The organism is Rhodococcus sp. 14-2470-1b, from assembly GCF_002259415.1.
Taxonomy (GTDB): Bacteria; Actinomycetota; Actinomycetes; order Mycobacteriales; family Mycobacteriaceae; genus Rhodococcoides.
The window spans coordinates 177,380-192,770 of record NZ_NPFY01000004.1 but is presented as its reverse complement, the minus strand read 5'-3'; the positions used below and the strand labels follow the sequence as shown (position 1 = coordinate 192,770).

Genomic DNA, 15,391 nt, shown 5'->3' with positions numbered 1-15,391 from the left:
GACAATCGATCGTTCGGGAACCATTATTTCGAATGACGCAGGTCACATTCATGACGAGAAAGTCGATATATATGACCGCACAGAATCTCAGTTCGACGACCGCGGACTCGTGGACACCGGCCAAGCGGAAAACAGCGCGCCGGGCTGCGTTGGCAGGTGGCGTGGGCACCCTGATCGAGTACTACGACTTCAGCCTGTACGGCTACCTGGCGGTGGTGATCGCGCCGATCTATTTCCCGAGCGACGAGCCTGTCGTGTCGCTGCTGTCCGCCTTGGCGGTCTTCGGGACCGCGTACTTGGTCCGCCCGCTGGGCGGCATCGTGTTCGGCCATGTCGGTGACCGGTTGGGACGTAAGAAAGCATTGATGGCCACTCTCGTGTGCATGGGTGTCGGCAGCACAGCGATGGGTCTTCTTCCCACGCCCGCGCAGATCGGGGTGTGGGCGACGGTCCTGCTCGTCCTCGTACGGTTGCTGCAGGGATTCTCAGCAGGTGGTGAGGTCGGGGGATCGGCCACGTTCATCTCGGAATCGGCGCCCTCGCATCTGAAAGCCACGTACGGCGCGTTCACTCCGATGGGATCGACCGGCGGGTTCGCACTGGCTGCTGCCGTCGCGGGCGCCGTGTCGGCGCTGACGACGGACGCATCGATGGACAGTTGGGGGTGGAGAGTCCCATTCTTGCTGGCCCTTCCGTTGACGGTATTCTGCCTGTGGATTCGCACCCGCGTCGAGGAGACGCACGACGCAGACGGAGGGCCGGGCACGTCGACGGCCGGAGCCTCCGACACTCACGAGTCGAGCGCCCCGCTCAGCGCAGTGTTCCTGAAACAGCCTCGCGCACTTGCTCAGGCGACGGCCTTGAGTGCTGCAGTGAACGGAACCGCGTACATCGGACTGACCTACATGGCCATCCACCTCACGAAGCAACTCGGTTACGATTCCACCTCGGTGTTCTGGGTTGCAACACTCGCGATCGGAATCGCCGCTCTGGCAATGCCTCTCGCTGGTGTGCTGGGAGACCGGATCGGCACCGTCAGGCTGATGACCATCGGTTTCGTCGGATTCGTGGCGCTGACCTATCCGATGATGGGTCTGATGCACCACGGCATCGTCGTCGCGACACTCGCGTTCGTCGTCATCATGCTCAACAGCACGGCCACGCAGGTGGGTGTCTACACGATCATTCCGCAGTTCTTCGACAAGCGCTCGCGCTACACCGGAGTCGCGATGGGATGGAACTTGGGAGTAATCATCGCCGGTGGCACAGCCCCGTTCGTCGCGGTGTGGCTGGTCGAGCAGACCGGAAACATCCTGTCACCTGCGTTCTTCGTGATGGTGCTCGCGGTGGCCGGGCTCGTTGCGCTGGCGACGGTCAGGGCTCGTCACCATACGAGTACGGGTTTGACCACGGCGCCCGCACGCTGATCGGCAATGGCGCGTTCCAGGTCCGAGAAGGGGTACTCGGTCGTCAGGCGGTCCACCGGGAAGTCGCCACGGGCGTACAGGTTCGCCAGCTGTGGAATGAACTCCCTCGCGACCGAGTCACCTTCGATGCACCCTCTGATGCTCTTGCCGCTCAGCATCAGATCCTGAACGTCGATGGTCAGCTCGCGGTCGCCGAGTCCGAGAACGACGAGGTCCCCGCGAGCTCGTAGGGTCGACAGAGCGGTGAGTACGACGGCGGGAATGCCGGTGGTGTCGAGCCCGTGCGTCGCGCCGCCTCCGGTGAAGTCGCGGACCTGTTCCACGACGTTTCCGGCAGCGGAATCGACTGCCTCGAACCCGAACGACCGCGCAAGATCACGACGGGTGTCGTGTGGATCCACTGCGACGATCGCCTGGACACCGGCCGATCTCGCCGCGAGCATCGCTGAGAATCCGACGCTGCCTGCACCGAACACCACGACCGACGAATCCGATTCGGGTCGAAGGACATTGAGAATCGCACCGGCGCCGGTTTGAAATCCACACCCCAGCGGGGCAATTACATTCAAGTCCAGGGTGTGGTCGACCACCACCACGTTGTCTGCGTACGCGATCGCGTACTCGGCGAAACTCGACTGACCGAAGAACCGGGTGTTCACTCCAGTTCCGTCGGACGCCACCACATGGGTGCCGTCCGGCCTCGGCCCGAGCCGGTTGAGGGAGTACGAACGCAGACAGTAGGCGGGGTTGCCCCGTAGACATCGGTCGCACCGACCACAATGCCGGTAGGTCAGTACGACGTGGTCGCCCGGTGCAACACCCTCGATCTCGCGCCCGACCTCTACGACCACTCCCGCGCCTTCGTGGCCGAGGATCGCGGGCCCGGACTTCGCGGGCGTTGCTGCTTTGGTGAACAGGTCCGTGTGGCACAGTCCGGTTGCGGCGATACTTACCAGTATCTCGTCCGGGCGGGGATCGTCGATGTCCACCTGCTCGAGCGCGAACGGAGTGTTCGGTCCTCGCGACACGGCAGCTGACATGCTCGTGGTCATTCGCGTTCGAGGGCGAAGTAGTAGTGGTGGCCGCCGTCGAGTACGAGCGCGGGTTTACCGTTCATGATGCCCATCAACGTGTTCGAGTCGACGCGCTTGAAATGATCGAAGATGGGCGCGCCGTCGTAGACCATGGTGGCCGTCACCTCGCCGCGGAACTCGATGTTCCACAGGCTCGCCTCGCCCCCTCCGGTCTCGACGTCCGAATACAGCTCACCGTTGTCGTTTCTGCATATCAGAGGTTGTGCCCGCTCGAGAGATTCGAAGTTCTTGCCATGCCAGTTGCTTGCGGTGAGCTTGCGGCACAGGCGATGTCCGGTGAGGAACTGCGATCCCTTCCATGCGCCGAGTACATCCTCCGCGCGGACGGGCTCGAGTGCAGACCACACTGCGTCGAGGTCGGCGGGAAGCACACCGTCCGTCTTCTGCGTGAGCTCGGTGAACCTCGAGCGTGCCTCGGCGATATCCACGGGTCTCCTTCCAGTTGCCGAACCATTTGGTTCGGAACTTACGCCGAACCGATTGGTTCGGCAAGGTTGTCCGACCTGACAAGGGTGCAGCAGGAATTAGGATCACGGTGTGAGGTCAGCAGGCGAAGCCACTCGCGAACGCATTCTCGATGCGGCACAGGCGGAGTTCGCCCGTCACGGCATCGCCGGTGCGCGGATCAATCGCATCGCTGCCGAGGCGAAGGCCAGCAAGGAGCGGTTGTACGCGTACTTCGCCGGCAAGGAAGAACTCTTCGCCGCGGTGTCGGAGAGATGGGTCGCGGCGACGACCGCTCACACGGCCCTTCGCGGCGACGACCTGCCGGGCTATGCGGGTCGACTGTTCGACGAGTTCGTGGCGTTTCCTGAGCATGTGCGTCTTCAGAGATGGGCCGACCTCGAGGAGTCGCACCGGCCGAGGGGTGATTCTCGCGCCGCGGCGATCTCCGCGAAGATCGGTCACATCCGTGCCGGTCAGCGGGACGGACACATCGACGACTCCTGGGACAGCGTCGAACTGCTCATGGTCGTGACGGATGTGGTGATGTCGTTCGCCGTCGGGCACTACGGCGCGGGGGATCGTCGCAGACCGGACACGGCACGCCGCGCGGCTGCGGTGGAGGCCGTGCGCAGACTCGCAGCCCCGCACAGTTGAACGTGCGACGGTTACCGAGAGCGGCGAACCGAACGGGTTGACATCATCGCCGGCGGCGGACGTGCGGCGCCCAGGCTCGGTCCGGCTGTCGTTCGGCGTCGAAAGTGGTTGCACCGGCGAGGCGTTCGCGATACAAAGACATGAGTCGGAGGATGAGGGTCGCTCGCGCGGACCAGGTGTGGAGCGACGCGAGTTCGCGGCGGGAGGCCACAGCCTCAGGGTCGGCGGTGGCGCATGCCAGTGCCGAGACCGCAGCAGCGAACTCTTCCGGAGTGTGCGCAACGGTGACGTGCTCGGAGTCCAACCACCGCGTCGACGGTAGTTCGGTGGTGACGACCGGTAGGCCGGCAGCCAAGTAGTCGAGGGTGTGCGTCGGGAACCGCGCCCGCGTGCCCGCGTCGAGGGTGTGCGGAGCGAGCCCGACTGCGGCTGCCGCTATGTACGTCGCCGCTTCGTGCTTCGCAACCGGGTAGCCGTCCGTCGATGCATCGGTGCGGGAGCCGAGCCACTGGACGTTCGGCCTGGACAACAACGCGTCGACACGCGCGGATCCCGCCGAGGACAGCCGAGGTGAGCGGTCACCGATCACTGCGATGTTCACCGATGTGGCGGCTACCGCGTCGAGCATGTCGTAATCGATCCTGTCGTCGAGGTCGCCGACGAACACTGCCGGACAGGTACGACGCGATGCGTCGGAACCACTGCTCGGTGTGTCCGTCCCCGTCTCGAAGCCCGTCTCCGGGAGCGTGCACCCTGCGTACACGACGCGCACCGCGTCGAAGGTCTTGGAGTACAGGTGCAGCCTCAGCGCCAGTGTCTGCGAGACCGCGGCGACGGTGTCGGCGCGGCTGCAGTTGACCTCGATGGACCCCAGGACAGCGCGCCGTGACAGGCCGCGGCTCGGCGCCGAGCTCACCCAGTCGTCGGTGACGTACAGCAAGCGGTGTCCACCCACGCCGACGGGAAATCTGCCGACGGGATCGGTCAGAACGACGGCATCCGACGTGGTCCCGAGCTCGGTCAGTGCCGACCCGATCGCCCGATCCGTCGCACGCCGAGCCAGAGTGCGCGTCAGGACGGACCGGGGCTGTCGACGTACGAACGTCCTGACCCGGGAGAAGCGTGGTGACACGCGGACGAGTTCCGACCTCGCGGTTCTGCGTCGACGACGCGGCACGTGCTTGGACTCCGAGGTCGAACCTGACCTGTCCAACTCGACCGGCTCGACCCAGACGACGTGCGCGAACTCGGCGAGTGCCTCCGCAAGTGCCGCGTCGTCGGTCACCGACTCCATCGACGCGCCGGCCATGAAGATCAGCGTGGGTGCGGTGGAATTCACGCGGGAGAGTGTGGGCAGGGACTTCATTGAGTGCAGCGATCTGTGAGGATGAAACCGACTGGAAGAACAATTGTAGCCCAGAAAAAGTCGAGAAGTTTGTTATGAGTGCTCGAACCGCGCACCGGGACGGAGATGAAGGGCTCCCGGGTGCCTCGGCGCCGACGAGCGGTAGCGTCCCGGCCATGTACCGAGCGTCGATGCAGTTGACCCACAGGCCGGCGCGAGACGGGTCGACCGTCGATGCCGCGCATGTGCCCGCATACCTCGCTCTGGAGCTGGCGAGCCAGGCGTGGGCCGACGCGTTGAGTCACGCCAGCGACGGTCGGTTGACAGCGCTGGACGTGATGGTCGTGAACGTGACCGCGGATTTCTCGCGGGAACTGTTCACCGGCGGCGTCGATGTCGACGTCACCGCGACCGATGTCGGCCGCACTTCCATCACCGTGCGAGTCGCCATCGAACAGGGCGGTGAGCGCGCGGCGGTGGCGACGTTCGTGTTGGTCCACGTCGTCGACGGTCGGGCCGAGCGCCTGACGGACGAGCAACGCGCATTCGTCGCACCGTCGGGCCCGCACCCGTCGCGGGGTGCATGATCGCTCTGCATCGGCCGGCGACGACTCGGGTGTGAGCGCTGACGTTTGAACACGCCTCCTGTCTGGGAACATGGGCACATGACCTCGACTTCGCGCTCCGAGTCCTCGACTTCGCCTGAGGTGATCACCGAGTACGTGGTCCTGGTCGACGAGGACGGACGGGCCACCGGCACGCACCCCAAGGCAACGGTCCACACGACGACTACGCCGTTGCACCTCGCGTTCTCCAGCTACGTCTTCAATTCACGGGGAGAAGTGCTGATCACGCAGCGTGCGCTGCACAAGAAGACGTGGCCGGGCGTGACGACCAACAGTTGCTGCGGCCATCCTGCGCCGGGCGAGGATATCGGTGGCGCCGTCGTTCGGCGCTTGGGGCAGGAGTTGGGGATCGAGGTCGACAGCCCGTTCCTGTTGCTCCCTCGCTTTCGCTATCGGGCGGTCATGGACGACGGAATCGTCGAGTACGAAATCTGCCCGGTGTTCGGCGTCGTCTACGACGGGCCGGATCCGGTGGCCGATCCCGACGAGGTTGCCGACGCCAGGTGGGTGCCATGGGTGCAATTCGTCGACGAGGTAGGCCGAGGGCGTTCGGTGTCTCCCTGGTGCAAGGAACAGATCGACGAGCTCGCAGCCCTGGGGGGCAAGCCCTTGTCCTGGCCGGTGGGGAAGGCCTCGGAGCTTCCCGAGGCGGCTGTCTACGACGTCGGTGCAGCCCAGTGAAGGGTCGGGTCATTCGAACAACCGACTCCGACCCGATATAGTTGACCAGTGCACTACATGTCGACTGCCTCGCGTCCGCGCGAGCGAGTTTCAGGATCGGTAGGTGCTCGTGCAGCAGAGAGCTGAGAACACACGTCAAGCAGTGCTGCTCGGCGCAGCAGTGAGCTTCGAGAAACACGGGTACGGAACCGCCAGCCTGTCTACGATCCTGGCTCATGCCGGAGTCACCAAAGGCGCGATGTACTTCCATTTCTCCTCCAAGGAAGAGCTCGCCCACGCGGTCATCGACGCGCAGCATCAGCTTGCAATGGACGGTGTCCGCACCATCACCGCGCAGGTACCGCGCGCACTCGACGCCGTGATCTGCATCAGTCAGGAGATGGCACGCCAACTCCTCGAAGAGCCGATGGCTCGCGGCGGAATGCGGTTGACGCTCGAGATCGGCAGCATGCAAGGACCGGTTCAGCGCCCGTACCGTGACTGGATCGAATCGATCCAACTGCTCGCGGCCCGGGCCGCAGAAGAAGGCGACCTGGCGACAGGCGTCGACACCGAGGCGCTGGCAGCGTTCGTCGTCGGCGCGTTCACCGGCGTTCAGACTCTGTCGGAGGTGCTTCACGGGCGTGCGGACCTCTACGCCCGGTTGTCGGACATGTGGCAGCTGATGCTCCCGTCGATCGCCGCACCCGCGGCGCTGGAGCGCACGCGTGCACTCGCGCTCTGCGAGCCACGCGATTGGTCCGTGTCCGAGCCCGAAGTCGGCGTAAGCGCCTGATGGGGTTCGATCGGCGAGCTAGCCTGTAGGTATTTCCCTGCGCGAACGGAATTATCGATGACCGATGTACTGTCCCGCCGTGACCTCGACTTTCTTCTCTACGAGTGGCTCGACGTCGAGTCGCTGACGACGAGAAAGCGATTCGCCGAACACTCCAAGGATACGTTCGACGCCGTCCTCGACCTGTGCGCGGACATCGCGCGCAAGCACTTCGAGCCGCACAACAAGCTGTCCGACGCCACCGAGCCGCGGATGCGCGCCGACGGCACCGTCGAGATGATCCCGGACGTCAAGGCAGCGTTGGACATCTATGCGGCGTCCGGTCTCATCGCCGGGCAGTTCGACGAGTCGCTGGGCGGGATGCAGCTTCCCACCACCGTCGCGCGCGCCGCGATGGCCTGGTTTCAGGCCGCGAACGCATCCACTTCGTCGTACCCGTTCCTCACCATGGCGAACGCCAACCTCATCGCCACGTACGGTACGTCGGAACAGATCGATCAGTACGTCCGGCCGATGCTCGAAGGCACATCTTTCGGCACGATGTGCTTGTCCGAACCGCAGGCAGGTTCGTCGCTCGCCGACATCACCACGCGTGCGGTGAAGCAGGACGACGGCAGCTACCGTCTCACCGGAACGAAGATGTGGATTTCCGCCGGAGACCACGAGCTTACCGAGAACATCGTCCACCTGGTTCTTGCGAAAGCAGCAGGCGGTGGCGCAGGAGTCAAAGGCATCTCACTGTTCGTCGTGCCCAAGGTGCTTCCGGACGGCACACGCAACGACGTCACACTCGTCGGTCTCAATCACAAGATGGGCAACCGCGGCACGACGAACACGCTGCTGAACTTCGGCGATGGAACGCACGCCGTGCACGGCGGATCCGGTGCTGTCGGCTACCTCGTCGGCGAGGAGCATCGTGGTTTGAGCTACATGTTCCACATGATGAACGAGGCCAGGATCGGTGTCGGCTTCCTGGCGATCTCGCTGGGGTACGTCGGCTACCTCAAGTCCGTCGAGTACGCGAAGGTCCGCACACAGGGTCGTGCGCTCGGCGTGAAGGATCCGTCCTCGCCGCCTGTTGCCCTGATCGAGCACGCAGATGTTCGACGGATGCTGTTGGCGCAGAAGTCCTACGTGGAAGGCGCTTTGGCTCTCGGTCTCTACTGCTCCAAGCTCGTGGACGAGCAGGACACCACCGAGGACGAGTCGGTGCGCAGCGAGACGACGCTGCTCCTGGACCTGCTGACACCGATAGCCAAGAGCTGGCCGTCGCAGTGGTGCCTCGAAGCGAACAGTCTGGCAATCCAGGTGCACGGCGGATACGGCTACACCCGGGACTACGACGTGGAACAGTACTACCGAGACAACAGGCTCAACCCCATTCACGAAGGCACACACGGCATTCAAGGGCTGGACCTGCTCGGACGCAAGGTGACGATGCAGGGTGGGGCAGCTCTGCCGTTGCTCGGAACCAGAGTCTCCGAGACCATCAGGCGTGCTCGCGAACTCGGCACCGACGAGTACGCGTCGGCGCTCGAGTCTGCATGGGGGAGCGTCCTCGAGGTCACGGCAACTCTGTGGGGCACCGGCGATCCCGAGGTGGCACTCGCTAATTCGTCGGTGTATCTCGAGGCCGTCGGCCACGTCGTCATAGCGTGGATGTGGCTGGAACAGCACAACGCGGCCGACGGAAAGACAGGCGACTTCTACGACGGGAAGCGTCAGGCCGCCCGATACTTCTTCCGCCACGAACTGCCCAGGACCGGACCCCAGTTCGCACTGTTGTCCAGCCTGGACCTCACCACCCTCGAGACGGACCCGGCCTGGTTCTGACATCCCGCTGTACGCGAAAATGTAGGCCAGAGCCTACATTTCCGCGCACGTCAGCGCACGTCAGCGGGCGAGCAGCGTGAACGAATGATCCGCGATCAGGATGGACGGTCCGGATTCCTCGTACGCCTGCTGCGGGTCGCTCGACAACACCTGGCGCCAGCTGCCGGACGGTAGGCCGAACTCCACCGTCTCGCTCGACGCATTCACCGCCCACCCGAACACTTCGTCGTCGCCGGCCGACGCGAGAACCACCAGCATCGACAGCGCCGACCCGTCGGACCAGTCCTCGTCCGTGAGCTTCTCGCCGTCGGCGCGGTAGAAATCGACGTAGGTGTCCGCATCGGATTCGCTGTCGTGGCGAAACCACGTGGGACGCAGCGCCGCGTGCGATTTTCTCAGCTCGATCAACTCGCGGGTGAAGGCGAGCAGATCGGTGTCCGCGGAGTCCCAGTCGAACCACGAGAGTTCGTTGTCCTGGCAGTACGCATTGTTGTTGCCGTGCTGGGTTCGCCCGATCTCGTCGCCGCCGAGAATCATCGGCACACCGGCGGACAGTAGAAGCGTCGCAATATGATTGCGTTGCTGCCGGGCACGGAGAGCCAACACACCTTCGTCGTCGGTCGGGCCTTCGGCGCCGCAACCCCACGACCGGTTGTCCGATTCACCGTCCTGGTTGTCCTCGCCGTTGGCGTCGTTGTGCTTGCCGTCGTACGCATTCAGGTCGGCGAGGGTGAAACCGTCGTGCGCAGTGACGAAGTTGACGCTGGCGAGCGTCGGGCGCCGCGTGCTCTCGTAGACGTCAGGGCTGCCGGTGATCCGCTGCGCGAAAGCGCCCAGAGTCCCCGGTTCCGAACGCCAGAAGTCACGCACGTCGTCGCGGAACTTACCGTTCCATTCCGACCATCGCGCCGGAAAGCCGCCGACCTGGTACCCCTGCGTGTCCCAGGGCTCGGCGATCAACTTGACCGACGCCAGCGTCGGGTCCTGATGAACCAGATCGAGGAAGGCGCTGTGCTTGTCCAGATCGGAATCCTGGCGAGTCAACGTACTCGCGAGGTCGAATCGGAATCCGTCGACGTGCATCTCGGTCACCCAGTAGCGCAACGAGTCCATGATCAAGGCCAACGCGGCAGGGTGGCCGACGTTCAGACTGTTGCCCGTGCCGGTGGTGTCGAAGTACGAGCCACGATCTTCCTCGACCAGACGGTAGTAGGAACGATTGTCGATTCCCTTGAGCGACAACGTCGGACCGAGGTGATTGCCTTCGGCCGTGTGGTTGTACACGACGTCGAGGATCACTTCGATTCCCGCTGCGTGCAATGCCTTCACCATGGACTTGAACTCGTTCACCTGGCCGCCGGTGTCACCCGCATGGCTGTACTCGTTGTGCGGAGCGAGGAAGCCGATCGAGTTGTATCCCCAGTAGTTCCGACGTCCTTCTTCCAGGAGATGCGAATCCTGGACGAATTGGTGAATCGGGAGCAGTTCGACGGCGGTGACTCCGAGATCGACGAGCGCCTGAACGGCTGCGGGGTGACCGAGACCTGCGTAGGTACCGCGGATGTTCTCGTCGACGTCCGGATGGCGCGCGGTGAAACCTTTGACGTGCACTTCGTAGACGATGCTGTCGGACAGAGGAATCCGCGGAGGTGCATCGTCACCCCAGTCGAAGTCGTCGTCGACGACGACCGAATGGATCATCGACGGCGCGGAGTCCTCGTCGTTGCGCGTCTCGGGCTCGTCGTGCAGGTGCGAGAAGACGGACTCGTTCCAATCCACGGTGCCCGCAATTGCTCGGGCGTACGGGTCCACCAGCAGCTTGTGCGCGTTGTGCCGGAGGCCGTCCGCGGGACTCCACGGCCCGTCCACCCGTAGTCCGTACCGTGACCCGACCGCCAGGCCGTCGACCACACCGTGGAACACGTGCCCGGTCCGAGTACCGAGGGTCGTGGAGGACAATTCGGCGCCGGATTCGTCGACCACGACGACTGCGATGGAATCCGCGGTCTCCGAGTAGACCGCGACATCGGCCGTGCCGTCGGGTAGCAGGGTCACGCCGAGGGGATGAGGGGAGCTGACTACGGTCATTGCAGCCCAGTACCCCGGCAAGGATCGAGCAAACCGAGTTTTGAATCGGTGGCCCGAGGGGTACGACACACACATGGCTGATTACAGAGTGATCGATCCGACAGGCGACGTCGTCGCAACCAAGAACATCGAGAGCGCCGATGACGCGTACAACTGGTTCATCGAAGAGAAGGCGGACAACAGCGAACTCGGGTGGCGCCTCGAGGTCGACCAGGACGGCGACTGGGCCTTCGTGGACGATTCCGAGGGCACTTCGCCGGGTAACTGACGACGCTCAGAGGGGTTCACCGAGGCGCCGAATGCGTCCGGACGCGGTGCGGGCAACGAGCCCGCGCCGCTCGAACTCCGCCAGCCATCCTTCCATCGGCCACCTGCTCCACCGTGTGTGAAACAACCGAGCGTTGCGCACGATGTCGTCGACGTGCTCGACCGGGGGCGAGGACACTGCATGATGCTGGTGATAGGCGTGGGCGCCGCCCACCCACCGCAGCCCGATTCCCGACGCGCGAGCCGTCGCTCCGAGGTCGGTGTCCTCACCGCCGTAACCCGTGTAGCCCTCGAAGAATCCGCCCAGCTGTGCCCACGTCCGCGCGGTGACCGCAAACGACAGTGACCAGAACAAGTCGTAGTTCGTGCCCGATTCGACGGCTCCGACGGCCGGACTCGGCCGCGCACCATGTGGATTCGTGTGCGCGATCAGCTCTTCCTCCGACCACCGCCCCGGGTGTGGGGGCAGATAGGTGACCGGACCGCACAGCAAGGCCGTCGAGTTCGACGAATCCTCGCAGGCGAGTTCGTAGATCGACAACATGTGCGGTCCCGGTATGCAGTCGACGTCCAGGAACACAAGGATGGTCGCGCCCTGATCCAATGCTGTCTGTGCTCCGAGATTACGTGCGTGAGCCAGAGGTAGGCGCCCGTCGACCGTATCGATATACCGCACTGTCGCGGTGCCGGTGCCGGTGCCGGTGCCGGTGCCGGTGTCGGTGTCGGCCACGATGTCGCTGATCCGGGGATCGCCCATCGCGATCACGACGTGATGGTCCGGAGGCCGCGTTGACCGTGCCAACCCGCGGATCTGCTCGCGAAGGTGTTCGTGACGGCCCGAGACGACCGTCACCACGGCCAGACTCATCGGAGGGGCGTCCCGGCCGTGAGCACTCCGGCGGCACGGCGGGCTGCACCGCGCTGCTCCACACGATCCCATCCGGATCCTCCGAGATCGATCGCTCTGTCCAGCAGGGTTCTCCAGCCTCGAGGGTCGGGCCACACGGGGGTGACGACCGCCACGGATGCCGAACCGAGGGCCCGCGCGCTGGCGGCCTGCTCGTCGAACGGGCGATCCTGTGGAATGACGATTGCCGGCGACCCCGCGGCTGCAACGTCGGCCAACGCGTTCTGCCCGGCGTGGGTCACCACGACCGTGGCCGAACACAGCAGCGGCCAGACGTCCGCTCTCCACGACGAGGCATCGATTCCTGCTGCGATCCAGCGAAATTCGGGGTTGGCTGCACCGGCGAGCTCGATATCGGACGCGGCGAGTGTCGTACCACCCGCACCGCCGAGAACGACGATGGAGGCGTCGCTACCGACCGTCTCTCGGTCGCGGCCGTCGAACCTGCTGATCGCACCGACGTACGTAGTCTTGTCCGCATACGGCCGAAGCCACTGTGGGTCGTAGACCGATCGCGACCACGGCGCGACGATCGCCGACGCTGCTCGGTACGCGAGGGTGTGGGGAGTGTCCGTCCGCTCGCCTGGCATGGCCATGACGACGACGTCCACCCCGAGCAAGCGGACCAGCAGCGTCACTTCCACCGACACGTCGACGACGATGAGCCGTGGGCGCACGCGGGCCACCCACTCGGCGATCAGCGCCATGCGATCGGTCAGGCCGCGCACGCCCGTCGGGGCCCAGTGGAGGATTCCTCCGGCAGTCTCGTTCGCCGCGTACTCGGGGTCACCGGTGTCGCTGGCTTGTGGGGTGTCGAGGGGGAGCTGCAACCATTCGACGTCGCTGTGCGGGAACGGTTGTCGCGAAGACAGCACTGTGACGGGCTCGTCGGTCGCCGCAGCGATGGAGGTCGCACGCGTCATGTGGCCGGTGCCGTGATGGTGCGCGTAGTAGCCGATCACAGCGCGGCGCCGGACATCATGGACTCGTACAGGCTCAGGTATTGGTCGACCATGCGGCGCTCGGAGCATGCCGACTCGGCCCGTGCCCGAGCGTCGTGTCGCGACAGGGTGCGGGCTTCGATCATCGCCCGTGCAAGATCCTCGACCGAGTCCGGACGAGCCAGGCGTCCGGACGTCGGGTCCAGGATCTCCGGTATGCCTCCGCGGTCGAACGCAGCGACGGGAGTTCCGCACGCAAGCGCTTCGGCCACGACCAGACCGTAGGGCTCCTCCCAGACCGGCGTCGCCAACGCGACAGCGGAGGTGCCGACGAGCGTCGCGAGTTCACGTTGACGCAGGTGGCCGGCGTACGTGACGTCTCCGCCGAGTCTGGGCGCCACTTCCGCCTCGAAGTACGCGGTGTTCGACGCCGGACCCGCGAGGGTGAGCGAGAAACCGGCTGCGCGTGCGGCGTCGATGGCCAGATGAGGCCCCTTCTCGGGCACCAGTCGGCCCGACCATACTGCGCCGTCGCCTCCCTGACCTTCCGGCCATCGCTCCAGCGAGATCCCGTTCGCCACGACGTTGACGGGGCCCGTGACAGGAAACCATTGGCGTGCAGCGTGTTCGCTGACTGCTGCAAATTCGACGCCGGTGCTCCCGGACAATGCCACCGCTGATTCGAGCCACGCGAACGGGGGAGTGTGCAGGGTGGTGAGCATGGGAGTGCGGACCGTGCGCGACATCGCGATGGGAAGGTAATGCAGGCTGTGATTGTGGATCACGTCGAACGTGTCCGACAGTTCACCGGCCAGTTGCATCATCACCGACAGGTACGCGTGGTGCTCGCTGACGGCAAGTGCGGGAGTGGTGATGTCGGCCTTGGAGATGTCGGACAGCTCCAACCGTGCCACGCTGAGAAGGTCGTCCGCGACATCGAGGGACGAGCCCTCTGCCGCAAACAGGGTCACCGAATGCCCGCGCTCGGTCAGCGCACGGGACAGTTGACCGATGTGCGCTTCCATTCCACCCGCGTACGGCTCGGCGATCGGGAAGTTCGACGACCCGAGGAGCGCTACGCGCAGGCTACCGGTCATCGCGGTGTCCCAGTGGTGAGCCTGCGGCCGGCCACTGCGCGCCGATAGACACGTGCATGCGTGCGTGCTGCCTCTTCCTTGTCGACTTCTCGGCTCGTGCGCAGGAATTCGCCGGCGCCGGACTGTGTGCTTCGCTGCGTCAGGACGTCGTCGTACGTGGAGCGCAGTGCATCGGCAAGGCTGGAGTCGTCGAACCGTCCGAGGCCGAATCCGAAAACGCGGCAGGGGGTTTGCTCCGCGAAGTAGCCGCAATCGGGAACCACGACTGCAGTCCCCAAGTCCACACACGCCTCCAACCACCCCGAGTGCGTGCCGAATCGGTACGGCAGAACCGACACGTCGATCTCCGTCAGGTACGTCCACAGTTCGTCGTCGTCGAACCGAGGGTGAACTCGAACGTCGACGCCCTCGTGTGTCCCGAAGGCGGCGATCGCGGCAGCGTCCTCGGGGTGCGAGTCGAACGCCTGCTCGTCGATGTCGATTCGGACTGTTGCACCCGGCAATTGGGCAGCTGTGTCGACGATCGTGCCCAACACGGCCAACGGATCGAGGTTGGTGCGCAGACTCTTCGCGTGCACTCCGATCACGAACGACTCGGTGTTCGGCCGACGTTGTCCGATCAGCTCCATCGGAGCGACGTGCGGATGTGGCACGACGGTTGCGCGTCGTTCCCAACGAGATTCGATTTCCCGCGCAGCGCCCGGCGTGAGGGTGATCACCTCGGCGGCCGCTTCGATCAGCATGTCGAGGTGCGCCTCGTGGAGAGAGTTGTCCACGAAATGTGGGTTGTGGAGGTCGTGCACCGTGTAGACCAGAGGCTTGCCCGCCGATTGCACCGTGCGTATCACCTCGCCGAGCTGCTCGGGAGGCAACGAATCGAAACCGAAATGCACGTGCAGCACGTCGAACGACGACAGATTACGCTTCGTCCACTCCGGTTCGAGCCAACGCGGCGGCCACCAACGACCGGTTCCCTCCGCGCCCGGCGGGACCGGGTCGGGAAGTCGACGAACTCCGTCGGAACCCAGGTGCGCGACATAGGTGTGGCCGGTGGGAACGGAAGCCACGGTGATCGACGCTGGATCGATCGGGGTGGGGTTGATCAAATGAGGGTTCCTTCGCGACAGAACGGTTATACGGGACGTGTGATGAGCCCGGACCCGACTGCTCGAGAGGGAGTGTCTCCTGCGACAACCGAATACTACAGGG

The 15,391-nt window shown here is 64.7% G+C and carries 15 protein-coding genes; 7 read left to right on the top strand and 8 right to left on the bottom strand.

What is annotated here, in order from left to right; genetic code table 11:
* Positions 1-71 precede the first annotated feature (71 nt).
* On the top strand, positions 72-1,427 hold the full coding sequence (locus tag CH293_RS02215; RefSeq protein ID WP_255122667.1) for an MFS transporter: 1,356 nt from the start codon (positions 72-74) through the stop codon (positions 1,425-1,427).
* Here the strand turns inward: CH293_RS02215 and CH293_RS02210 are convergent.
* Both CH293_RS02210 and CH293_RS02205 read right to left on the bottom strand, forming a co-directional pair.
* Complete coding sequence (locus CH293_RS02210) at positions 1,385-2,479, bottom strand: NAD(P)-dependent alcohol dehydrogenase (protein ID WP_037113597.1); 1,095 nt, start codon at positions 2,477-2,479, stop codon at positions 1,385-1,387. The genes CH293_RS02215 and CH293_RS02210 overlap by 43 nt on opposite strands.
* Positions 2,476-2,949, bottom strand: coding sequence for a DUF4334 domain-containing protein (locus tag CH293_RS02205; RefSeq protein WP_037113595.1), 474 nt, complete (start codon positions 2,947-2,949; stop codon positions 2,476-2,478). Before CH293_RS02205 ends, CH293_RS02210 begins: the two co-directional genes overlap by 4 nt.
* A gap of 109 nt (positions 2,950-3,058) precedes the next feature.
* Between CH293_RS02205 and CH293_RS02200 the strand changes: the two genes are divergently transcribed.
* The gene (locus CH293_RS02200; protein WP_094719216.1) at positions 3,059-3,622 is read left to right on the top strand and encodes a TetR family transcriptional regulator; all 564 of its coding nucleotides are present in this window, start codon (positions 3,059-3,061) and stop codon (positions 3,620-3,622) included.
* 43 nt (positions 3,623-3,665) lie between these two features.
* On the opposite strand, the gene CH293_RS02195 is transcribed toward CH293_RS02200, so the two are convergent.
* Positions 3,666-4,961, bottom strand: coding sequence for a glycosyltransferase (locus CH293_RS02195; RefSeq protein ID WP_255122666.1), 1,296 nt, complete (start codon positions 4,959-4,961; stop codon positions 3,666-3,668).
* A gap of 101 nt (positions 4,962-5,062) precedes the next feature.
* On the opposite strand from CH293_RS02195, the gene CH293_RS02190 reads away from it, so the two are divergent.
* From CH293_RS02190 to CH293_RS02175, 4 genes are all read left to right on the top strand, one after another.
* Positions 5,063-5,554 (top strand): thioesterase family protein, encoded by a 492-nt coding sequence (locus CH293_RS02190; protein WP_255122665.1) that lies wholly within the window; start codon positions 5,063-5,065, stop codon positions 5,552-5,554.
* 78 nt (positions 5,555-5,632) lie between these two features.
* Positions 5,633-6,274 (top strand): isopentenyl-diphosphate Delta-isomerase, encoded by a 642-nt coding sequence (gene idi / locus CH293_RS02185; RefSeq protein WP_094719214.1) that lies wholly within the window; start codon positions 5,633-5,635, stop codon positions 6,272-6,274.
* Between the two features lie 103 nt (positions 6,275-6,377).
* Positions 6,378-7,049, top strand: coding sequence for a ScbR family autoregulator-binding transcription factor (locus CH293_RS02180; RefSeq protein ID WP_094719213.1), 672 nt, complete (start codon positions 6,378-6,380; stop codon positions 7,047-7,049).
* A gap of 57 nt (positions 7,050-7,106) precedes the next feature.
* The gene (locus tag CH293_RS02175) at positions 7,107-8,882 is read left to right on the top strand and encodes an acyl-CoA dehydrogenase (RefSeq protein ID WP_037113586.1); all 1,776 of its coding nucleotides are present in this window, start codon (positions 7,107-7,109) and stop codon (positions 8,880-8,882) included.
* 60 nt (positions 8,883-8,942) lie between these two features.
* On the opposite strand, the gene glgX is transcribed toward CH293_RS02175, so the two are convergent.
* Positions 8,943-10,970, bottom strand: a complete 2,028-nt coding sequence (glgX, locus tag CH293_RS02170; RefSeq protein WP_094719212.1) for a glycogen debranching protein GlgX — start codon at positions 10,968-10,970, stop codon at positions 8,943-8,945.
* Positions 10,971-11,043: 73 nt separating this feature from the next.
* Here glgX and CH293_RS02165 point away from each other — a divergent pair, with 73 nt between their 5' ends.
* Positions 11,044-11,238 carry a hypothetical protein gene (locus CH293_RS02165; RefSeq protein ID WP_037113584.1) on the top strand — a complete coding sequence of 65 codons (195 nt, stop codon included), beginning with the start codon at positions 11,044-11,046 and terminating at the stop codon, positions 11,236-11,238.
* 6 nt (positions 11,239-11,244) lie between these two features.
* Here the strand turns inward: CH293_RS02165 and CH293_RS02160 are convergent, their stop codons facing one another.
* Genes CH293_RS02160 through CH293_RS02145 form a run of 4 tightly spaced genes read right to left on the bottom strand, consistent with a single transcriptional unit; the run spans position 11,245 to position 15,288 of the window.
* Positions 11,245-12,105 (bottom strand): glycosyltransferase family 2 protein, encoded by an 861-nt coding sequence (locus CH293_RS02160; protein ID WP_094719211.1) that lies wholly within the window; start codon positions 12,103-12,105, stop codon positions 11,245-11,247.
* Positions 12,102-13,106, bottom strand: coding sequence for a glycosyltransferase (locus tag CH293_RS02155; protein WP_094719210.1), 1,005 nt, complete (start codon positions 13,104-13,106; stop codon positions 12,102-12,104). The genes CH293_RS02160 and CH293_RS02155 overlap by 4 nt, the downstream gene beginning before the upstream one ends.
* Positions 13,103-14,182 carry a glycosyltransferase gene (locus CH293_RS02150; RefSeq protein WP_094719209.1) on the bottom strand — a complete coding sequence of 360 codons (1,080 nt, stop codon included), beginning with the start codon at positions 14,180-14,182 and terminating at the stop codon, positions 13,103-13,105. Before CH293_RS02150 ends, CH293_RS02155 begins: the two co-directional genes overlap by 4 nt.
* A complete protein-coding gene (locus CH293_RS02145) occupies positions 14,179-15,288 on the bottom strand; it encodes a glycosyltransferase (protein WP_094719208.1) in 1,110 nt (369 codons plus the stop codon). The genes CH293_RS02150 and CH293_RS02145 overlap by 4 nt, the downstream gene beginning before the upstream one ends.
* Between the last annotated feature and the right edge of the window lie 103 nt (positions 15,289-15,391).